Here is a 21,265-nt window from a genome sequence, read left to right as displayed (position 1 = left end):
ACCCTTTGGTATGGAGACTGGTTATGTCAGGTTCAACAAAACAAATCTCTGCTGCGCAAAATGCCCCTGTGACAAGCGATACGCTTAGCCGCAGCATGAGTGTATGGCACAGTTTCACGCTCGGTTTCGCGGTGGTCTCACCGGTGGCCGGACTGTATGCCATCATCGGTGTGCAAACGGTGGTCGCCGGTGGCGGCTGGTTTGTAGCGCTGGCGGTTTGCTTGCTCATGCAGTTACTGGTGGCGACTGTTTACGCGGAGCTGTCATCACAATTCCCGATTGCCGGTGGCGCCTATAAATGGGCACGGCAACTCGGCGGCGCGATCGCCGGGCAATATGCCGGTGTGATTTATATTTGCTCCACCATCGCCATGGTCACCACGACCGCGTATACCGGCGGCTTCTGGCTCGCCACTTTTTGCGGATCGCCCGGTACTGGCGGCGGTTTGATGGTGCTGTGGGGTGCTCTTTTTCTGCTGCTTTGCACATTCCTCAATTTGGCTCCGGTCAGTATTTTCAATCTGGTGATCAAACTGGGTGTTTACGCGGAAGTCGCCGGGTCATTCGGCGTAGCGCTGCTATTATTTTTTTTCTTCCGCCAGCATCCTGTCTTGGAATTGTTCCAGCACATGGGCACCGGCACAGCCCCCAGCGAAATGGCTGCTTTTCTGGCCGCGTTGGCCATTGCCGGTTGGGCTTTCATCGGTTTTGACGCCTGCTCCACCACAGCGGAAGAAACGCATCAACCGAAACGCATGGTGCCCCGTGCCATTTTCATGTCGCTACTCGTCGTCGGCACAGTCGTTTTGTTCAATTCAGCCGCGCTGATTCTGGCCTTTGAACACGACACCTTGAGAAATTCCAGCCATACCGCCGATCCGGTCACTCCCTTGATAGCCAGCAGCATCGGCGATTGGTTTGAAAAACCGTTTCTGGCCATCGTGATGACGGCTTTCCTGGCCTGCGGCGCGTCCATGGTCAAATACACCTCGCGCATTGTTTTTTCCATGGCGCGCGAAGGCAATATGCCAGCGGTATTGAGTCAAGTCACGGTGAGCAAAACGCCACGCAATGCGATTCTCTTTACCGTTCTTCTGGCGGGTTGCGGATTGATCTTCGGACTCAATGACGATGCCGTGGCCACTATCATCGCGTTCGGTACCGGCGGTTTATACGCCATGTTCACGTTCACCACCGGCTTTGCCTTGTTTGCCCGGCTCACAGGGCGGTGGAATCCCGCGCTGGGCGAATTAAAACTGGGTGCATGGGGATTAGTCATCAATATTCTGGCATTCATCTGGTCATTGTTTGAGCTCATCAACATCGCCTGGCCGCGCCCTTATGCCATCTCCGCGGATGCGCCGTGGTGGCAGTTATGGGCGACGCCGCTGGTACTGGGATGTATTTTAACTTGCACCACACTGTACATCCTGTGCAAAAAATGGATGCCCAGCAAGTCAACCCATTTTTAATGAGGAATTCATCATGAATCAACACAATAAACCCATCTGGCAACAACTCATTCCAGGCGGATGCCATTGGTCCGGGGTACTACGGCGCGGCACCACGCTGCGTCTCACCGATGTCAGCGGAGGCGCGAATGCTGCTGTGCTATTCTTCAATCAGGAAGAAAAGCTGGAGCGCTACAACATGGCCGACACCCTGAAATCGCAGCATACTTTCCGCCTCACCAAAGGCCATGCGTGCCATTCCGATATGGGACGGATATTTTGTTGCATCACAGCCGATACCGCCGGTTGGAACGACACCGTATGCGGCTTGAGCGATGCCAATCTGATCCAGCAAAAATACGGCACCGCACGTTATCAGGAGCACCGTAATCAAATGTTCCGCAGCGGCCTGGACGGCATGCTGATCGAACTGGGGAAATGGGGGCTGGGCATGCGCGATGTCGTCGCCAACATCAATTTTTTCAGCAAAGTGACCGCCGATCACATGGGAGAACTTCAATATCACGTCAATCACAGCAAAGCGGGCGATTATGTCGACCTCAGTTTTGTCATGAATACCTTGATGATATTGTCCGCCGCACCGCATCCGCTCGATCCGGGAAAGCCGTATCAGCCCGGCGCGGTCAATCTGGAACTGTTTGATACGCCAGCGGATGCAACCAACGAATGCCTGCATATCGCCGAAAATATCCGCGCACTGCAGAACGCGCAACACTTTTATTGCGAGGGTGAAAAATGAATACCTCTACTCTATTTGTAAGCCATCTCGATCCCAGCCATGCGGTGATCAATGAAATCTGCCCGGCCGGTGAACCGTGGGTCAAAGGAATCAAACACGGACAAACCTTCCGTATTGTCGATCTAGAAGGCAACCAAGCGGTCGACACGCTGTTCTATAACGCGCACGACGCGCAAGAACGCTACAGCGCAACCGATACCGTCAGCCGACAGAATAAACTATACCTGACTTCCGGCAGCAAGCTGTATTCCAATTCCGGCAATGTCATGCTGACCATCACCGCCGATACCTGCGGGCGGCACGACACATTGGGCGGCGCTTGCGCGGCGGAAAGCAACACCGTGCGCTATGCCTTGGAAAAATTACCGATGCACAGTTGTCGCGACAATTTTCTGCACGCCCTGGCGCATGATCCGCTGTGCCAGCAATTGGGCATGAGTAAACGCGACCTGCCCAGCAACATCAACTTCTTCATGAACGTGCCGGTCACGGAAACGGGCGAATTGGAGTTTGCCGATGGTGTTTCGGCCCCCGGCAAGTATGTCGAAATGCGCGCGGAAATGGATGTCGTGGTATTGATCTCGAATTGTCCGCAGCTGAACAATCCGTGCAATGCCTATAATCCGACACCGATACGTTTACTGATTTGGGATTAACGTCAGTTTCAGATTCCGGAGGATCGTATGTTCAATAAAGTGCTCATCGCCAACCGTGGCGCCATTGCTTGCCGCATCATCCGCACGCTGCGCCGCATGAACGTCACCAGCATCGCGGTATACACCGAAGCCGATGCATTATCGCGGCATGTCAATGAGGCCGATGAAGCTTATTGCATCGGTGACGGTATCGCGGCCGACAGTTACCTGCGCACCGATAAGATCCTGGCCATCGCGCAGCAATCCGGCGCGCAGGCCATTCATCCCGGTTACGGGTTTCTCAGCGAAAACGCCGATTTTGCCGGGCAATGCGCGGCGCACGGCATTTGTTTCATCGGTCCGACACCGCAGCAAATGCGCGCGTTCGGCCTGAAACACACAGCCCGTGCGCTGGCGCTCGAAAATCAGGTACCGCTGCTGCCTGGCACCGGTTTGCTGGCGAATCTCGACGACGCCTGCCATCAAGCCAAGCACATCGGCTATCCGGTGATGCTGAAAAGCACCGCCGGTGGCGGCGGTATCGGCATGCGTTTGTGCTGGAACCAGGATGAACTGAGCGGTGCTTATGAATCGGTCAAGAATCTCGCGCAAAATAATTTCAAGGATGCCGGTTTGTTTCTGGAAAAATTTGTCGATCAGGCACGCCACATCGAAGTACAAATCTTCGGCGACGGTAACGGCCAAGTCGTCGCATTGGGCGAACGCGACTGTTCCATGCAACGGCGCAACCAGAAAGTCATCGAGGAAACACCCGCGCCCCATCTCGCACCGCCACTGCGCCAAGCATTGCTGGACACGGCGGTGCGTCTCGGCAAAGCGGTCAATTATCAATCCGCTGGCACGGTGGAATATATTTTTGACGCCGCCAATGGCCAATTCTATTTTCTCGAGGTCAACACGCGCTTGCAGGTGGAACATGGCGTGACCGAGGAAGTGACCGGCATTGACCTGGTGGAATGGATGGTACGGCAAGCTGCGGGCGATTTGCCGCCGCTCGATTCCTTCACCATCGAACCCCGTGGCGTATCGATTCAGGCGCGGGTTTACGCCGAAAATCCGGCCAAAGACTTTCAACCTTCCAGCGGCACACTCACGGCGGCGGAATTTCCCGCAGCGGCGCGCGTTGAAACCTGGGTCGAGCGCGGCATCGATGTATCCGCGTTTTACGATCCGATGCTGGCGAAGATCATTGTGCACGCGCCGGACCGGGAAAAAGCCATCGCACGGTTGCAGGCTGCATTGGAAAGCAGTTCGTTGCAAGGCATCGAAACCAATCTGGATTACTTGCAGCAAATTCTCGGCAGCGTGCAATTTCGCAACGGGCAATACACCACCGGCTTTCTCAATGGATTTCACTATCGCGCGCATACCTTGGACGTTTTAGTCCCTGGCGTGCAAACCACTGTGCAGGATTACCCCGGACGGCTCGGCTACTGGCAAATCGGTGTGCCGCCCTCCGGGCCGATGGATGCGCTCGCTTTCCGCTTGGCCAACCGGCTGGTTAATAATTCCACAGACAAAGCAGCGCTGGAAATCACATTGACCGGCCCAACGTTGCGTTTCAACAGCGATTGCCTCATCGCCGTGACCGGCGCAACGATCGAAGTCTATCTGGACAGCGAGCCGCTGCCCTTATGGCAATCGCACGAAATCAAAGCCGGAGCCATTCTGCAATTCGGCAAGATCAAGAATCAGGGTTGCCGGGCATACCTCGCGATGCAAGGCGGATTTCAAGTCCCGGATTATCTGGGCAGCAAATCGACTTTCACGCTAGGGCAATTCGGCGGCCATGCCGGGCGTGCGCTGCGGGCGGGCGATGTGCTGCACATCGCGGCGGAATATGAACCGGCGCAAACCGTGCTGGCAGCGGAATTGATCCCTTGCTACACGCATCAATGGGAAATCGGTGTGTTGTACGGCCCGCACGCCGCGCCCGATTTTTTCACTGATGCGGATATTGAAACGTTCTTCAACACGGATTGGAAAGTGCATCACAATTCCAGCCGCACCGGTGTGCGCTTGCTCGGCCCGAAACCGCAGTGGGCGCGTAGCGACGGCGGCGAGGCCGGTTTGCATCCGTCTAATATTCACGATACGGCGTACGCCATCGGCGCGGTCGATTTTACCGGCGACATGCCGATCATTCTGGGGCCGGACGGCCCGAGTCTGGGCGGTTTCGTTTGTCCCGTAACCGTGGCTCATGCTGAATTATGGAAGGTCGGACAACTCAGACCGGGCGACCAGATCCGTTTCCGCCCGCTGACCATGGAACAAGCACAAACGCTGGAAAAACAGCAGAACGAATCGATCCGGTTGTTGCGTTCGCCGCCCGCATTAGCATCCAGCGGTGCGATTGCAACGTTGCCGAGCCCGATTCTGCATCAGATCGCGGAAAGCCCGCAGCAAATGGCAGTGACGTACCGCCAATCCGGCGATCGTAACTTGCTGGTGGAATATGGCCCGATGGTGCTCGATCTGGATTTGCGTTTTCGCGCGCATGCCTTGATGGAATGGCTGCAACACGCCAATTTGCCCGGCATTATCGATCTGACGCCGGGAATCCGTTCGCTGCAAATTCATTTCGACGCGCAAATTCTGCCGCGCGACAGCCTGCTGCAAACCTTGCTCGCCGCGGAACAATCGCTGCCGGACAGCGCCAGCATGTCGGTGCCATCGCGTATTGTGCACCTGCCGCTATCTTGGGACGATGCGGCGACACGCTTGGCGATCGAGAAATACATGCAATCGGTGCGCAACGATGCGCCGTGGTGTCCGAGCAATATCGAATTCATCCGCCGTATCAATGGACTGGATAGTATCGAAGCGGTGCATCGGATCGTGTTTGACGCCAGTTACTTGATTCTAGGCTTGGGCGATGTGTATTTGGGCGCGCCGGTCGCGATACCGGCCGATCCGCGGCATCGCCTGGTCACCACCAAGTACAATCCGGCGCGCACCTGGACGCCGGAAAATGCCGTGGGTATCGGCGGCGCGTATTTGTGCATTTACGGCATGGAAGGCCCGGGCGGTTATCAATTCGTCGGACGCACGCTGCCAGTGTGGAACCGCTACCGTCAAACCGCCGACTTTAAAGATGGCAAACCTTGGCTGCTGCGTTTCTTCGACCAGATCCGTTTTTATCCGGTCAGCGAAAGCGAGCTGCTGAAACTGCGCAAGGATTTTATCCGCGGGCAATTTCAACTGCGCGTTGAAGAAACCACGTTCAGTTTGCAGCAACATCACCTGTTTCTGCAACAAAACCAAGCGGCAATCCATGACTTCAAAACCCGGCAGCAAGCCGCCTTTGAAGCCGAGCGCGAGCGCTGGAGCATCAACGGGCAAATGGAGTTCGCCAGCGAATCGGATCTCGACGAAGCCGATGCGCAAAGCGAGCTGGATTTACCCGAGGGCAGTCACGCCATCGCCTCGCCAGTCACCGGCACCGTGTGGAAAATACTGGCCCAGGAAGGCCAGCAGGTTAAGGCTGGTGATGTGTTGATCGTCATCGAAGCGATGAAAATGGAAATTGCCGTGGAAGCTCCGCTCAGCGGCACCGTCGAACGCATTCTGTGCCGCCAGGGGGATGGTGTCTCCGCCGGGCAATTGCTCGCCGCACTGAAGAAGACTGCGCCATGATTGACGATAATCCGCAAGAACACAGCAGAAAAACATATTGGCTGGAACGGTGGGAGCGGAATGACACCGGTTTTCATCAGAACGGGACCAATCCGTATTTGCTTGAGTTCTGGCACACGTTGCAATTGAGTCGTGACAGTACCGTCTTCGTGCCGCTGTGCGGCAAGAGTCAGGATATGCTGTGGCTGCGTCAACAGGGACATGCGGTGCGGGGTGTCGAGTTAAGCGCCACGGCGGCGCAGGCATTTTTCAGCGAAAACGCTTTGACAGCCCAGAGCCATGCGCATGGCCGCTTCACGCGCTGGGAAGCGGATGATATCGCTATTTTGTGCGGCGATTTTTTCGATCTGAGTACAGAAGACATGTGCAATGTCAGCGCCGTATACGACCGCGCCGCGTTCATCGCGTTACCGCCCGATCTGCGTAAACGTTATGTGGAGCATCTTCTGCGGATTGTTCCGGCAAATACGCAAATCCTGCTCATCACACTCGACTATCCGCAGTATGAAATGAACGGCCCGCCCTTTGCGGTATCCTTGCATGAAGTAACCACGCTGTTCCGGGCGCATGCCGGAATTACCCTGCTGTCGCAGCACAATGTGCTGGCACAAAATCCGCGTTTCCGGGAGCGCGGAGTCAGCCGCTTGGAGGAAAGCACGGTTCTGCTGAAAACATTCGCGCGGTGACATTGCGGCAGACCGTCAGAATTGCTGGTCAACTTACGCTTTTTTGCGGTTTTCCTGGTCGATCAATAATTGTTCAAATTCTTGCTGGGGAACCGGGACCGAATAAAGAAAGCCCTGCACATAATCGCAGCCGAAATGCGTCAGCAGATCCTGCTGCGCTTCGGTTTCAACTCCTTCCGCGATGGTTTTGATATCCAGTTTATGCGCCATGACGATGATAGCCTCCACCAGCGCACGGTCGGTTGCATTGCCCATTAACTGATGCACAAAGGAGTAGTCGATTTTAAGAAAATCGATATCGAATTTTTTCAGATAAGATAACGAGGAAAACCCGGTGCCGAAATCATCGATGGAGACTTCAATACCATTATTGCGAAGTTCCAGCAAATTCTGCTGCACCACGGCGGAATCCTTTAACAACAAGCCTTCGGTAATTTCCACGTTGATGCAGTCGCCGGGCAGTCCCAGCTGGATCAGACTGTCGAGCCAGCGGTAATCGTTCATGTGTTTGAACTGAACCGGCGAAATATTCACACTGATTTGTATGATATAACCCAGCCTTTTCCGCCATTGATCGATTAGATCGATCGATTCCCGGAATACCATTTCGCCGATTTCCAGGATGAGACCACTTTCCTCCGCCAGCGGGATGAAGATAGCCGGACTGATCATGCCTCGTTTCGAATGATTCCAGCGCAGCAGCGCTTCGGCCTTGACGATGCGTTCGCTGGACAACTCCAGGATCGGCTGATAATAAACACGCAGTTCGTTCTTGACGATGGCCTGCCGCAAATCTTGCATCAACAGCATTTTTTCATGTGCCGCTTGTTGCATGGAAGGGGTGAAGTAGCAAAAACGGTTACGCCCTTCCAGTTTCGCTGCGTACATCGCCTGGTCCGCATGCTTCATCAGGCTTTTCCGGTCGGCGCCGTCTTGCGGATAAAAAACGATACCGATACTGGTGGAAATGTAATGATCAGCCCGGTTATGCCGGAGTTTAAAAGGTTTGTTCAGTTTCTGTGTAATCTGCTGCGCGATCGTTTCCGCCGCCTTATTGTCGCCGCACTTCGACAGAATAATCGCAAATTCATCCCCGCCCAAACGGGCAACGATATCGGTTTTACTGGCACAGGATTTAATGCGCGAAGCCACTTCTCTCAGCAGTTCATCCCCTTTGTCATGCCCCAGCGTATCGTTGATATCCTTGAAATGATCCAAGTCCATCAGTAATAACGACAACGGTGATTTGCCGCGCTGCGACTTCTTGATTTCCTGATCCAGCAGTTCCTTAAACAAATTACGGTTGGGCAATCCGGTTAATGGATCGTAATTAGCTTGAAACAGAATGATTTCGTCTTTTTTCTTTTTCTCAGTGATATCGGAAAACTGCGAAACGTAATAATGAACATGCCCGGATGGATGACGGATCACACTGATATTGAGCCATTTGGCATAAATCGAGCCATCCTTGCGCAGATCCCAGATTTCCCCCTGCCAATGGCTCTCATCCAGAAGCTTGCGCTTCATTTCCTGATAAAAGGCTTCATCGTGCCGGTTTGAGCGGAACATGGCCGGATCTTTACCCAGCACATCCGCCATCTCGTAGCCGGTCATGCGGGTAAAGGCGGGATTAACCTGAATAATCCGGTTGTTCTCATCCATGACCATAATGGCCTCATTGCTCGACTGATAAATCGCGGCCGCTAGGCGCATCGAGTCACTCGCCTGCTTTTGCTTGGAAATATCCTGATAAATTCCGAGCACGCCGATGATTTCCTCCTGGGTACTGAGCAGCGGCACTTTGGAAGTCTCTATCCAAAGCTTTTCACCGGCGGCATTATTCAAGGGTTCTTCGTAATACAGCATGGATGTTCCCGAACTGATCACCCGCTTGTCGTCATTACGGTAGTGGTCGGCTTGTTCCTTTGTCCAGCTCAGATCGTAATCAACTTTACCGATAATCTCCTGCGGTGATGCCATCCCGGCATCTCGCGCAAAAATAGGATTGCAACCGAGGTAACACGACTGCTTATCCTTCCAGAAAATCCGTACCGGAACCGTATCGACGATCGTTTTCAGCAGATTGCGCGATTCCGCCAGTTCGGCTTCCTTCATTTTCAGGTCGGAAATATCGGTAATTGTGCCGACGAACCCCCGCACATCGCCATTCTGATCGCGTTCCGCCTGTGCTTGCCCCAGAATCCAGGCCGTTGTTTGTTCTTTAGTTTGAGAACGATATTCGCACATAAACGGCTGTTGCCACTGCACTGCTTCATTCCATTCCGCGATGACTCTTTCCCGGTCCTCCGGATGAATGGCTGCAATCCATCCATGACCTGCCGCTGCACTGGCATCCAGACCGGTCATATGGCACCAGCGTTCATTCACATATAAACATTTACCCGCCGCATCGGTGCGAAAGATGCCGACTGACGAGGCTTCGGTCAAACTGCGGAAAAGCTGCTCATTATTGCGCAGCGCGATTTCCATCTGTTTTTGCCGGGTAATATCGACAAAGACACCCTGCCAGCGCGTATTGCCATCCGCCTCGCGCTGCGGTATCGAATGACCACGCAACCATTTCTCTCCGAACGAAGTTTGCACGGGAAACTCATAAAACCAGGGGATCAGCTTTTCCATGGAATCCCGGATGGATTTTTCCAAAGCCGGTACCGCATGGCCGGGTATCATTTGAAACAAAATTTCAACATCCGCCATGCATTCAGCCGCAGTGCGCCCAATCAAATCGGCAATGCCTTCACTCATGAAGGGAAGTGAACGGCATCCGGCGGCATCGACACAAAATTCATACACTGCGCCCGGTATGCTGGTGACCAAATTACGGAAACGCTTTTCACTGGCTTGCAGCTCGACAGTCCGCTGAATTACAGTGTGTTCGAGATTTTGCTTCAGCGCCAGGCTTTCCGCTTCGGCCGCCTTGCGTCCGGTAATATTCCGGAAAATGCCGCGCGTCGCAACCGGCTGACCATCTGCAACGTACAAGCTGACATTGCCTTCGACCATGATGGTTTGCCCATCCTTAGTCTGAAAAGGGATCTCAATCAATCCGGTATTTTCTCCCGCCATGATCCGCTGAATGAATTCCTGACACTGCACATGGTGGCTGGGATGAACGATATTGAAGATAGTCAATGTTGCCACTTCGCCGGCTGTATAACCGAGCGCTTCGCGCCAGGCGCGATTGACAAAAAGAAGACGGCCATCCGGTGCAACACTCTGAATTAAATCTTTCGTATCATCGAACAATTCTCTCAACTGTTTTTCACTCAGAACAATCGAAGCGGGAATTGCTGTATCACAATCTAAAGGATCCTTCGGAACAAAACCATCACTATTCATGCAATGAACTTACAATAAGAAAAAATTCGGAGTCGTGCTGTTGCTCAATCTTCGGATATCGAGAGATAAAATTTCTCTCTAAAATACAAATGCCTGCGAATTATAGCGTATATGCAGTTGTTAAAAAATAGGGAATTCATCCTATAGAAATGGGTGGAATTAACGGCTATTATCACTCTCCGCAAAAACCGGTGACCGGCATCAAAGCAGCGCTACCATACTCAGCGGCACGGCATAAATGCTGCAAAAGCTGGCCAGCGCTGAAAATACACCGCGTTGAACGTATTTAACGGTAAATCATCCAATCTACCAATTTCAACATGTAAATACTTTTAAATTAATCGGTTAATGAATCTTTACATCGAGGTTACACCCGTATGTGACAAATGTCACAAGCATAATTTGAATATAAGGGTATATTTCCTCTCTGTTTTCATCTTCAAAGGTACTCAGTAGGTATTAAACTTAAAATCAGTTATCGCAATATCGATAGAAATATCGAAGCCGGAATGTAAAAATTGTCGTGATACTTTTACTGAGGAAGATGTTTTTACATTCGACCGTAGCTTGTGCGATGAATGATTTTATGACGAGGCCCTTTAATCCCTATTGCTTGCAATAGGGATTTTTTTTGCCCCGGCTTAGTCGGTCACCAGTACGGGTGTTATCGCCAGTTGCTGGCTGATGGTGTTGGCTGCCAGTTTCGCAACCGTTTGGTCGGGATAAGGACCGGCGTGAATTTTATACAAGCCGTTATTTTTTGTAATACTGACGGCGTCCTTGAGCGATGGAAGCTTCTGCCGGACTTGCGTGAGAAAATTATGCGCGTTATCGGATGAGCCGAATGCACCCAATTGCAAGTAAAACATATTCATCACCGCATCGCTATCGGCTGCGGACAGCGATGCCGACGGTTTGGCGCTGGCCAATGCGGCCGAACCTTCCGGCACGATGCTTTCGACTTCAACACGGCCGCTGCCACCCGCCAGAATGCCCAATTTATAGGCTGCGGTATACGATAAATCGATCAAGCGGTCGGACAAAAACGGTCCGCGATCATTCAAACGCACGATCACGGATTTGCCATTATCCAGATTGGTCACCCGGGCATAACTGGGCAAAGGCAAGGTAGGATGCGCCGCGGTCATGGCATACATATCGTAGACTTCACCCGAGGCGGTATTATTGCCATGGTAACGGCGGCCATACCAGGAAGCGATTCCGCGTTTTTTATACGACTTCAATTCCGTCATCGGTTTGAAATTCTTTCCCAAGGCAACATAAGGCTGCATATTGGCCTGCCGCAACGGTTCGGCCTTGGGCACCGCATCCGGAACCAGATGCAAGTCAGCCGGGGGATTATCCTCCGGACCATCGTCCAGATAATATCCTCCGCTTTTTCTGGCGGCTGAACCGGGGCCCTTGCCGGTATCCGGTAGAGACGCAACCCATTTGTTTTTTTGCTTCGATGCGATAGTGCCGGGATATTGCGGTGTAGTGCTGCAAGCGGTCAATAACGCTAACACCATCACCGAGGCCATTCCAGCGCCCGGCGCGGTTCTTGCGGACAAATAGTGATGCGCCTTGTGAAATCTTGAATACAGGTTTGTCATGTCTTTACAAGTTTAGGATGCGTCTGAATACTCATCAAAATACCAAAACCAAGCAACATTGTCACCATCGACGTGCCGCCATAGCTGATCAATGGCAGCGGAACACCGACGATCGGAAGGATACCACTAACCATGCCCATGTTAACGAAGATATAAGTACAGAAAGTCAGTGTAATTGAACCGGCAATCAAGCGCGTAAACTGTGTCGAGGCATTGGCGGTAATCACCAGGCACCGGCCGATCACCAATAAATACAGCAGCAGCAATACCGTATTCCCCATCAATCCGAACTCTTCGGAAAAAACCGCAAAGATAAAATCAGTGCTCTGTTCCGGCAGAAAATCCAATTGCGTCTGCGTGCCGTTCTGCCACCCTTTGCCCACAATCCCGCCGGAACCGATGGCGATGGAAGATTGTATGGTGTGATACCCCGCACCGAGCGGATCCTGTGAAGGATCAAGCAGCGTGATAATGCGCCGCCGCTGATAATCATGCATGACCGTCCAGAATACCGGCAAACTGCCCGCCACCGCCACCATTAATCCGATAATGATGCGCCACGACAACCCCGCCAGAAACAGCACGTAAAAACCGCTCGAGGCAATCAGAATGGCGGTGCCGAGATCAGGCTGCCGCAGAATCAGCAAAACCGGCAATAATAGCAGCACCGTCGCGCCGATATAGTCTTTCAGACGCAACGTGATCTCATGCTTGTCGAAATACCAGGCCATCATCAGCGGTATAGCGATTTTCATCAATTCGGACGGCTGAATGCGTGTCACGCCGATGTTCAACCAGCGTCTCGCGCCATTGTTGATTTCACCGAACAAAGCCACGCCGACCAGTAAAACCAGCCCGAGGATATACATGGGCAAAGCCAGCCGCATAATCTGCTGCAACGGAATATTCGCAACCAGCCACATGATCACTAGCGCAATCAGCATATTGATCACTTGATTGCTGACTCTGGCCATATTCGCTCCGGTAGCGCTGTAGAGCACGATCAATCCGACAGCCATCAATGTCAGCAGCCCGATCAGCAAAAAACTATCGATATAGCGTGTCAGAAAGTGCCAGATTTTTTTAATGTCGTCCATGCTGGAGAGTTTCAGTATATTGGCGGATGCTTCATCCGTAATCGCCTGCCGGTTTGTATTACCTATAAATGATCATGATAGTGATGATTATGATCATGATCCGCGGCTGGTTCGGCCAATTGCGCAATCGCCGCTTCGGACGGTTTTCCCAATAAGAAGTAATCGAACACTTGCCGCGCTATCGGTGCCGCAGTCGAACCGCCGGTTCCGGTATTTTCCACCAGCACCGCCAGGGCAATTTTGGGATTCTCGGCCGGTGCATAGGCGATAAACATCGCATGATCGCGATGCCGCTCGTTGATCGCTTTTTCATTGTAGCGCTCCCCTTGTTTGATGGCGATCACTTGCGAAGTGCCGGTTTTACCGGCGAACGTATACGCCGCATTGGCACCGGCTTTTGCCGCAGTGCCGCCGGGACGGGTCACATCCACCAACGCGTTCTTGACCACCTCCAGATTCTTCGGCTTGAGATTCAGGCTGTACAGCAGCTTCGCCGGGATATCCTCCACTTCCCCGGTCTGGCTGTTCTGAATCTGTTTCACCAGTCGTGGCGCATACGCTTTGCCGTTATTCGCAATGACCATGGTGGCGAACGCCAGCTGGAGCGGCGTAGCCAGATTATAGCCCTGCCCGATGGATACGGAGATGGTATCGCCAGCGTACCACTTCTGTTTATATTGGCTCATCTTCCAGGCGGACGAAGGCAGCAATCCGGCCACTTCGCCTTCGATATCAATCCCGGTTCTTTTGCCCAGACCGAATTGACCGATAAAGCTATGGATATTGTCGATGCCAAGATCGTTGGCGAGACTGTAGTAATAGGTATCACATGAAACAACCAGCGATTTATGCAAATCAACCCGGCCATGCCCGCCCGGTTTCCAGTCGCGGTAACGGCGATCGACGCCCGGCAGGGAAAAGAAACCGGGATCGCTCATGCTGTATTCCGGCGTGCGTTTTCCCAGTTCGAGCGCCGCCAGCGCCATGAATGGCTTGAATGTCGAACCGGGCGGATACACACCGCGCAGCGCCCGGTTGTTGAGCGGTCTGTCAATCGACTTGTTGAGCAGATTCCAGTTTTCCTGATCGATACCGCCGATAAAAAGATTGTTGTCGTAGCCCGGCTTGCTGACAAACGCAAGCACTTCACCGTTATTTGGATCCAACGCAACCAGCGCGCCACGGCGGTCGCCGAATGCTTTTTCCGCGGCTTCCTGCAACCCGAGATCCAGCGATAAAATCAGATTACTGCCGGAAAGCGGCGGCGTGCGTGACAATACGCGAATGGAGCGGCCAGCCGCATCGGTCTCGACTTCCTCAAAACCGGTGATGCCGTGTAATTGTTTTTCATAACTCTGTTCGATACCGATTTTGCCGATGTGCTGGGAACCGCGATAATTATGCAGCTCGCCGTCGCGTTCCAGCTGATCGAGATCCTGATCGTTGATGCGGCTGATATAGCCGACAATATGCGACACAATCTCCTTTTCCGGGTATTGCCGCAGCACGCGCGCCTTAATTTCAACCCCCGGGAAACGGTAACGATTCACCGCAAAAGTGGCGATTTCCTCATCGGTCAAGCGGCTTCGAACCGGCAGGCTTTTAAAGCGCTTACTTTCCTTCAGCAATTTTTTGAAACGCTGGCGATCGGTCGGCGTGATCTCGATAATGTCCGCCAATTCATTCAATGTCGCTTCAAGATCCTTGATCTGACTGGGCACGACTTCCAGCGTGTAGGCGGAATAATTCTGCGCCAGTATCCTGCCGCTGCGGTCATAAATCAGCCCGCGATTGGGCACCAGCGGCGAAATGGAAATCCGGTTCGCTTCCGCCAGCGTCTGATAGTGTTCCTGCTGGATAACCTGCAAGTAATAGAAACGCGCATACAGAATCAACAACAGGATCAATACAAAACCCGCGCTGATGCTGAGGCGAAGACGGAATTTATGTAATTCGGCCGGATGATTTCTCAGTTCAACATGTTGTTTCATAAAGCATCAGGATCTGGTTTTTGCCGCAGCAGCAGCGTAAACAGATAAGAAACCGGCACCCACAGTAACGCTCCCGCCACCGTAGCCAGGTAATATTGCCAATCCGGTAATAAAGAATCCGTCGATAGTGCAACCAATACAATGATCCACTGCATCATCAACAACACCAAACCAATCTGCGGCGCTTGTTTTACCGGCGTGAACAGCCGCAACCGGCGGCCAAAAACCAAAGTGAGATAGACCACGATACAATAAGCCAAGGCGTGCTGCCCCAGTATGCCAGCGTTACCGACATCCATCATCAACCCCAAGCCGAAAGCAACGCTCATACCCATTTTGTGCGGATAATTAATATTCCAATACGCGATCGTAAGCGCTAAAAAGTCCGGGCGTAACAACAGGAATTCGCCCTCTAGCGGCAAGAAATTCAGAATCAACGCAACAATCAAACTGGCGGCGACAAACCAATTACTGGCAGGCACGAACACATCCTGTCTGATGTACTGGTCCTTGTTGACATGGCCCGCTTTAATTTTTCCCGGGTTCAATTGCAGGCGTCTCTTGAGATTCGTTGGATTCGGGTTGCACCAGCGCCAGAATCAAAACTTGCCGGTTCCGGTCCACACCGGCAACGGGGGTACTGATAATCTGCGCGAAATCACCGGTCGGATCGCGTTCGATTCTTAACACCGCCGCAACAGGAATACCGGGAGGATAAACCCCGCCGATTCCGGAGGTCACCAGCAGATCACCACGCTGAATATCGGTGTTAACGGATAAATAGCGCAATTCCAATTCATCGTTTCTACCGGTGCCGGACACCACCGAACGTAAACTGTTGCGCACCACTTGCACCGGCACCGAATGATCCTTATCGGTCAGCAGCGTAACTTCCGACGACCAGGGATACAGCTGCGTGATTTGCCCGACGATGCCTTGATCGTCAATCACCGCTTGACCCAGCTGGATATGATGCCGACTGCCTTTATTCAAAGTAATCTTATGACTGAACGGGTCGCGCGGCGTGTACAGAATTTCTGCCAGAACCGCTTTGGTTTTAGTGGCCGTTTCAATTTGCTGCACCGCGCCCAGCAGTTTGCGCAGTTGCGCATTCTCGGCTTCCAGGGCATCCAATTTCAGCAGCTGTTCACGATTGTCCAGATAGAGCCGTCTGAGCTTCTCGTTTTCTTCCAGCAAATAGAAACTGGCGATGAATTCGCCGATTTGGTCGTAAATGCTGGCGGGAATATATGCAATTTTCTGCAATGGAAAGATGATCACCCCGATGGTCTGGCGGAATTGCGGGAAATACTTGAGACGCGTATCTTCAGCGATGAGTAAACAGGACAATAAGGTGAATACAAACAGCCGCGTGAACGGGCCGGGGCCATGTCTGAAAAACTGAGGAACTGTTTCCATTACGTCCCGTATTCAACTATCGATTTATTTTTCAACCAATAAGGAAAGAGATAAAAATAATTAACCAACTAATAGATTTAATCGCGGGCAAAAATGCCGATGGACCGATCCATGTTCTCCAGCGCGATACCGGCGCCGCGCACCACGCAGGTCAATGGATCATCGGCGACAATAACGGACAAGCCGGTTTCTTCCATCAATAACCGGTCAATATCGCGCAACAACGCGCCACCACCGGTCATCACCATGCCTTTGTCGGCGATATCCGAACCCAATTCCGGCGGCGTATGCTCCAGTGCCGATTTAACCGCGCTGACGATGCTGTTCAACGGTTCCGCCAGCGCTTCCAGAATTTCGTTACTGGAAATGGTGAAACTGCGCGGTATGCCTTCCGCCAGATTGCGGCCTTTCACTTCAATTTCGCGCACTTCCGAACCGGGAAAAGCCGAACCGATTTCCTTTTTAATGATTTCCGCGGTGACCTCGCCGATCAGCATGCCGTAGTTACGGCGGATATAATTAATGATCGCTTCGTCAAATTTATCCCCGCCCACCCGCACCGAATTGGAATACACGATACCACCCAGTGAAATCACGCCCACTTCGGTGGTACCGCCGCCGATGTCGACCACCATCGAACCGGTGGGCGACTCAACCGGCATATCCGCACCCAGCGCCGCCGCCATCGGCTCCTCGATCAACTCCACCTTACGTGCGCCTGCGCCATAAGCTGCTTCGCGAATCGCACGGCGTTCCACTTGCGTGGAGCCGTACGGGACGCAAATGACAATGCGCGGATTGGCGGAAAGCAGGCGCGGCGGATTCACTCTGCGGATAAACATCTTGAGCATCTGCTCGGTCACGGTAAAATCGGCAATCACACCATCCTTCATCGGACGGATCGCGGTAATGTTACCCGGTGTGCGGCCCAGCATTTGCTTGGCGGCGAGACCCACTTGCTGGATCATTTTTTTGCCGTTGGCCCCGCTTTCTTCACGGATTGCGACTACAGAGGGTTCATCCAGCACGATACCTTGGCCGTGGACATAAATCAGCGTATTCGCCGTGCCCAAATCAATCGCCATGTCTGTCGAGAAATAGCTTCCAAGGATATTGTTGTTCAAGAAATTAAACATAGTGGCAGAATCCGTTATTAATAATTATGATGAGAGCGAATAATAAATAAAACCATCAAAAAATAATACGCCGGTTAAAACGGGGCATGATACTCTAATAGTTATTTGAATATAAGGTTACCGATTAAAATGACTTTATCTGTTAGCGACGTAAAACGCATTGCTGATCTTGCGTATATCGAAATTGACGACAATGAGGCCAAAGAAACTTTGACTCAGTTATCCGGTATTTTCAATTTGATTGAATCCATGCAAGCGGTCGATACATCGACAGTGGAACCCATGTCTCATGCGCAAAGCGTCGTGCAGCGTTTACGTGAAGATGAAGTTACTGAAACCGACCAACGCGAATTATATCAATCAATAGCACCGCAAGTCGAAGCCGGTCTGTATCTGGTGCCGCAAGTTATTGAATAGCAGAACAGACTATCGTAGCAAGGCAAGCCAAAGAAAGCACAAGACTTAAAGAACAGCGCAATTATACGCAACATTTTATTTTTCTCTCATCAGTAAATCCATGTTTAACGCCAGCCTTAAACAGCTCTCGATTCAGCTTGCCGGAAAGAAAATTTCCAGCACTGAACTGACCAGCGAATTCCTGCAACGCATCAAGCAGCTTAACCCGGAATACAATGCCTTTATCACTGTCAACGAAGACCTAAGCCTGGCGCAAGCGCGCGCAGCCGACCAAATGATCGCGGCCGGACAAGCCGGTCCGTTAACCGGTATCCCGATTGCGCAAAAAGACATTTTCTGCGCCAAAGGCTGGCTAACAACGTGCGGTTCAAAAATGCTGTCGAATTTCGTTTCACCGTACGACGCCGGTGTCATCGAACGCTTCAATCAAGCCGGTGCGGTCAACATCGGTAAGACCAACATGGACGAATTCGCCATGGGGTCGAGCAATGAAACGTCCTATTATGGCCCGGTGAAAAATCCCTGGGATCATGCTGCGGTACCGGGAGGCAGCTCGGGTGGCGCAGCCTGCGCGGTGGCCGCCAGATTGGCCCCGGCAGCGACCGGCACCGATACCGGCGGCTCGATCCGCCAGCCCGCGGCGCTGTGCGGCATTTCAGGAATCAAACCAACCTACGGACTGGTGTCGCGCTACGGCATGATCGCTTTTGCTTCCAGCCTGGATCAAGGCGGCCCGATGGCCAAATCGGCGGAAGACCTGGCGCTGCTGCTGAATGTCATGACCGGCTTCGATCCGCGTGACTCCACCAGTCTGCAACGCGAAGCCGAAGACTATGCGCGCGATCTGCAAAAACCGTTAGCGGGCTTGCGTATCGGTCTGCCGAAGGAATATTTCGCCGAGGGCATGAGCAGCGACGTTGCCAGCGCAATCGACAAAGCGTTGGATGAATACCGCAAACTGGGTGCGCAAACAGTCGAGATTTCCTTGCCGAACGCGCCGCTGGCAATCCCGGTTTATTATGTGCTGGCGCCCGCCGAAGCATCGAGCAATTTATCCCGCTTTGACGGCGTGCGCTATGGCCATCGCGCCGAGTCGTACAGCGATCTGGCCGATATGTACCGCAAATCGCGCGCGCAAGGATTCGGTCCCGAAGTGAAACGGCGCATTTTGATCGGCACGTACGTGTTATCGCACGGTTACTACGATGCCTATTACATCAAAGCGCAAAAGCTGCGCCGCCTGATCGCGCAGGATTTTGCCGAAGCCTATCAACAATGCGACATCATCATGGGTCCGACGACACCGACGGTCGCCTTCAATCTGGGTGAAAAAAGCGGCGACCCGATCCAGATGTACTTGTCCGATATCTACACCAGCGCGGCCAACCTGACCGGCATGCCGGCTATGTCGATTCCGATCGGTTTCGGCGACAAAAACCGCCCCATCGGCTTGCACATCATTGGCAATTATTTTAAGGAAGCGCAGATGCTCAACGTTGCGCACCAATACCAATTGGTCACGGATTGGCATAGCCGGTCACCCGTTTAAAATTAACCTTCATTTGTGAAATACATATTTAGCTGGAAAATTCATTATGCAGTGGGAAATTGTCATCGGTCTTGAAGTACATGCGCAACTTTCAACGCACTCCAAAATCTTCTCGGGCGCTTCCACCGCCTATGGCGCACCGCCCAACACGCAAGCGTGCGTGATCGACCTGGCGCTGCCCGGTGTGCTACCGGTGTTGAACAAAGGCGCGGTGGAACGGGCGATCAAGTTCGGCTTGTCGGTCGGCGCGAAAATCAATTCGCCATCGATTTTCGCGCGCAAGAATTATTTTTATCCCGATTTACCGAAAGGCTATCAAATCAGCCAGTACGAATTGCCGGTGGTGCAAGGCGGCACGATTGCGATTCAAGTCGACGGCACTGAAAAAACCGTCCGCCTGACGCGCGCGCACTTGGAAGAAGACGCCGGTAAATCATTGCACGAAGATTTCCACGGCATGAGCGGCATCGATCTGAACCGCGCCGGGACGCCGTTGCTGGAAATCGTTTCCGAGCCGGACATGCGCAGCAGCGCGGAAGCGGTGGCGTACGCCAAAACGCTGCACGCGCTGGTGCGCTGGATCGGCATTTGCGACGGCAACATGCAGGAAGGCTCGTTCCGCTGCGATGCGAATGTCTCGGTGCGCCCGCGCGGCACGGAAAAACTCGGCACGCGCTGCGAAATCAAGAATCTGAACTCGTTCCGCTTTCTGGAAAAAGCCATCGATTACGAAGCCCGGCGGCAAATAGAAATTCTCGAAGACGGCGGTTCGATCCGCCAGGAAACCCGGCTGTACGACGCTAACAAAGACGAAACCCGCACCATGCGCAGCAAGGAAGACGCCAACGATTACCGTTACTTCCCCGATCCGGATTTGTTACCCGTGGAGATCTCCGCAAGCTGGATCGAGCAGGTCAAATCCGCTTTGCCGGAATTGCCGCAAGCGCGGCGGGACCGTTATGTAGCGGAATTCGCATTGTCCGCCTATGATGCGGCCGTGCTGACCGGCTCGCGCGAAATGGCGGATTACTTTGAAGCCGCCGTCCGGGAATTGCCCGCACAAGCCAAACTGTGCGCCAACTGGATTATGGGTGAGATCAGCGCGCAGCTGAACAAGGAAGGCATCGACATCGCCGCCTGCCCGATCAACCCGGCGCAGCTCGCCGCGCTGCTGAAACGCATCGGCGACGGCACAATCTCCGGCAAAGCCGCCAAGACGGTATTCGAAAGTATGTGGAACGGCGAACTGGACAAGAATGCCGACGCCATCATCGACGCCAAAGGACTCAAGCAAATTTCCGACGACAGCGCCATCGAAAAAATTGTCGATCAAGTACTTGCCGCCAATGCACAGCAAGTCGCCGATTACCGCGCCGGTAAGGAAAAAGCCTTCAACTCGCTGGTCGGCCAGATCATGAAAGCCACCCAAGGCAAAGCCAATCCCGCGCAAGTAAACGCCATATTGAAGAAAAAGCTGGACGGCTAAACAACCGC

15 protein-coding genes are annotated in these 21,265 nt (G+C 52.9%); 8 read left to right on the top strand and 7 right to left on the bottom strand.

Going from position 1 to position 21,265, the window contains the following annotated elements; translation table 11 throughout:
• Positions 1 to 23: 23 nt before the first annotated feature.
• The 5 genes from R2083_RS03170 to R2083_RS03150 are packed head-to-tail and all read left to right on the top strand — an operon-like array spanning position 24 to position 7,189.
• Positions 24 to 1,472, top strand: coding sequence for an APC family permease (locus R2083_RS03170; RefSeq protein ID WP_317537481.1), 1,449 nt, complete (start codon positions 24 to 26; stop codon positions 1,470 to 1,472).
• 13 nt (positions 1,473 to 1,485) lie between these two features.
• Complete coding sequence (locus tag R2083_RS03165) at positions 1,486 to 2,211, top strand: urea amidolyase associated protein UAAP1 (protein WP_317537480.1); 726 nt, start codon at positions 1,486 to 1,488, stop codon at positions 2,209 to 2,211.
• Positions 2,208 to 2,867: an urea amidolyase associated protein UAAP2 gene (locus R2083_RS03160; protein ID WP_317537479.1), complete on the top strand. Its 660-nt coding sequence runs from the start codon at positions 2,208 to 2,210 to the stop codon at positions 2,865 to 2,867. Before R2083_RS03165 ends, R2083_RS03160 begins: the two co-directional genes overlap by 4 nt.
• 27 nt (positions 2,868 to 2,894) lie before the next feature.
• Positions 2,895 to 6,503 (top strand): urea carboxylase, encoded by a 3,609-nt coding sequence (gene uca / locus R2083_RS03155; RefSeq protein WP_317537478.1) that lies wholly within the window; start codon positions 2,895 to 2,897, stop codon positions 6,501 to 6,503.
• The gene (locus R2083_RS03150) at positions 6,500 to 7,189 is read left to right on the top strand and encodes a thiopurine S-methyltransferase (RefSeq protein ID WP_317530040.1); all 690 of its coding nucleotides are present in this window, start codon (positions 6,500 to 6,502) and stop codon (positions 7,187 to 7,189) included. Before uca ends, R2083_RS03150 begins: the two co-directional genes overlap by 4 nt.
• 33 nt (positions 7,190 to 7,222) lie before the next feature.
• Here the strand turns inward: R2083_RS03150 and R2083_RS03145 are convergent, their stop codons facing one another.
• The 7 genes from R2083_RS03145 to R2083_RS03115 all read right to left on the bottom strand — a co-directional run bounded on the left by R2083_RS03145 (position 7,223) and on the right by R2083_RS03115 (position 17,805).
• On the bottom strand, positions 7,223 to 10,549 hold the full coding sequence (locus R2083_RS03145) for a PAS domain S-box protein (protein ID WP_317537477.1): 3,327 nt from the start codon (positions 10,547 to 10,549) through the stop codon (positions 7,223 to 7,225).
• A gap of 641 nt (positions 10,550 to 11,190) precedes the next feature.
• Positions 11,191 to 12,162: a septal ring lytic transglycosylase RlpA family protein gene (locus R2083_RS03140; protein WP_411172433.1), complete on the bottom strand. Its 972-nt coding sequence runs from the start codon at positions 12,160 to 12,162 to the stop codon at positions 11,191 to 11,193.
• Positions 12,159 to 13,259 (bottom strand): rod shape-determining protein RodA, encoded by a 1,101-nt coding sequence (gene rodA / locus R2083_RS03135; RefSeq protein ID WP_317530037.1) that lies wholly within the window; start codon positions 13,257 to 13,259, stop codon positions 12,159 to 12,161. Before rodA ends, R2083_RS03140 begins: the two co-directional genes overlap by 4 nt.
• Positions 13,260 to 13,321: 62 nt before the next feature.
• Entirely contained in the window at positions 13,322 to 15,250 is a 1,929-nt protein-coding gene (gene mrdA / locus R2083_RS03130) for a penicillin-binding protein 2 (protein WP_317537475.1), read from the bottom strand.
• A complete protein-coding gene (gene mreD, locus R2083_RS03125) occupies positions 15,247 to 15,732 on the bottom strand; it encodes a rod shape-determining protein MreD (protein ID WP_317530035.1) in 486 nt (161 codons plus the stop codon). The genes mrdA and mreD overlap by 4 nt, the downstream gene beginning before the upstream one ends.
• Before the next feature lie 46 nt (positions 15,733 to 15,778).
• Entirely contained in the window at positions 15,779 to 16,669 is an 891-nt protein-coding gene (mreC, locus tag R2083_RS03120; protein WP_317530034.1) for a rod shape-determining protein MreC, read from the bottom strand.
• 77 nt (positions 16,670 to 16,746) lie between these two features.
• On the bottom strand, positions 16,747 to 17,805 hold the full coding sequence (locus R2083_RS03115) for a rod shape-determining protein (RefSeq protein WP_090317483.1): 1,059 nt from the start codon (positions 17,803 to 17,805) through the stop codon (positions 16,747 to 16,749).
• A 129-nt stretch (positions 17,806 to 17,934) separates the two neighbouring features.
• Between R2083_RS03115 and gatC the strand changes: the two genes are divergently transcribed.
• The 3 genes from gatC to gatB all read left to right on the top strand — a co-directional run bounded on the left by gatC (position 17,935) and on the right by gatB (position 21,257).
• Positions 17,935 to 18,222 carry an Asp-tRNA(Asn)/Glu-tRNA(Gln) amidotransferase subunit GatC gene (gene gatC / locus R2083_RS03110; protein WP_090317486.1) on the top strand — a complete coding sequence of 96 codons (288 nt, stop codon included), beginning with the start codon at positions 17,935 to 17,937 and terminating at the stop codon, positions 18,220 to 18,222.
• A gap of 100 nt (positions 18,223 to 18,322) precedes the next feature.
• Positions 18,323 to 19,771 (top strand): Asp-tRNA(Asn)/Glu-tRNA(Gln) amidotransferase subunit GatA, encoded by a 1,449-nt coding sequence (gene gatA / locus R2083_RS03105; RefSeq protein ID WP_317537474.1) that lies wholly within the window; start codon positions 18,323 to 18,325, stop codon positions 19,769 to 19,771.
• A gap of 46 nt (positions 19,772 to 19,817) precedes the next feature.
• Positions 19,818 to 21,257: an Asp-tRNA(Asn)/Glu-tRNA(Gln) amidotransferase subunit GatB gene (gene gatB, locus R2083_RS03100; RefSeq protein WP_317537473.1), complete on the top strand. Its 1,440-nt coding sequence runs from the start codon at positions 19,818 to 19,820 to the stop codon at positions 21,255 to 21,257.
• Positions 21,258 to 21,265: the final 8 nt, after the last annotated feature.

Source organism: Nitrosomonas sp. Is35, from assembly GCF_033063295.1.
Classification (GTDB): domain Bacteria; phylum Pseudomonadota; class Gammaproteobacteria; order Burkholderiales; family Nitrosomonadaceae; genus Nitrosomonas.
The sequence above is the reverse complement of the archived record's forward strand: the minus strand, read 5'-3'. Positions and strand labels throughout refer to the sequence as shown.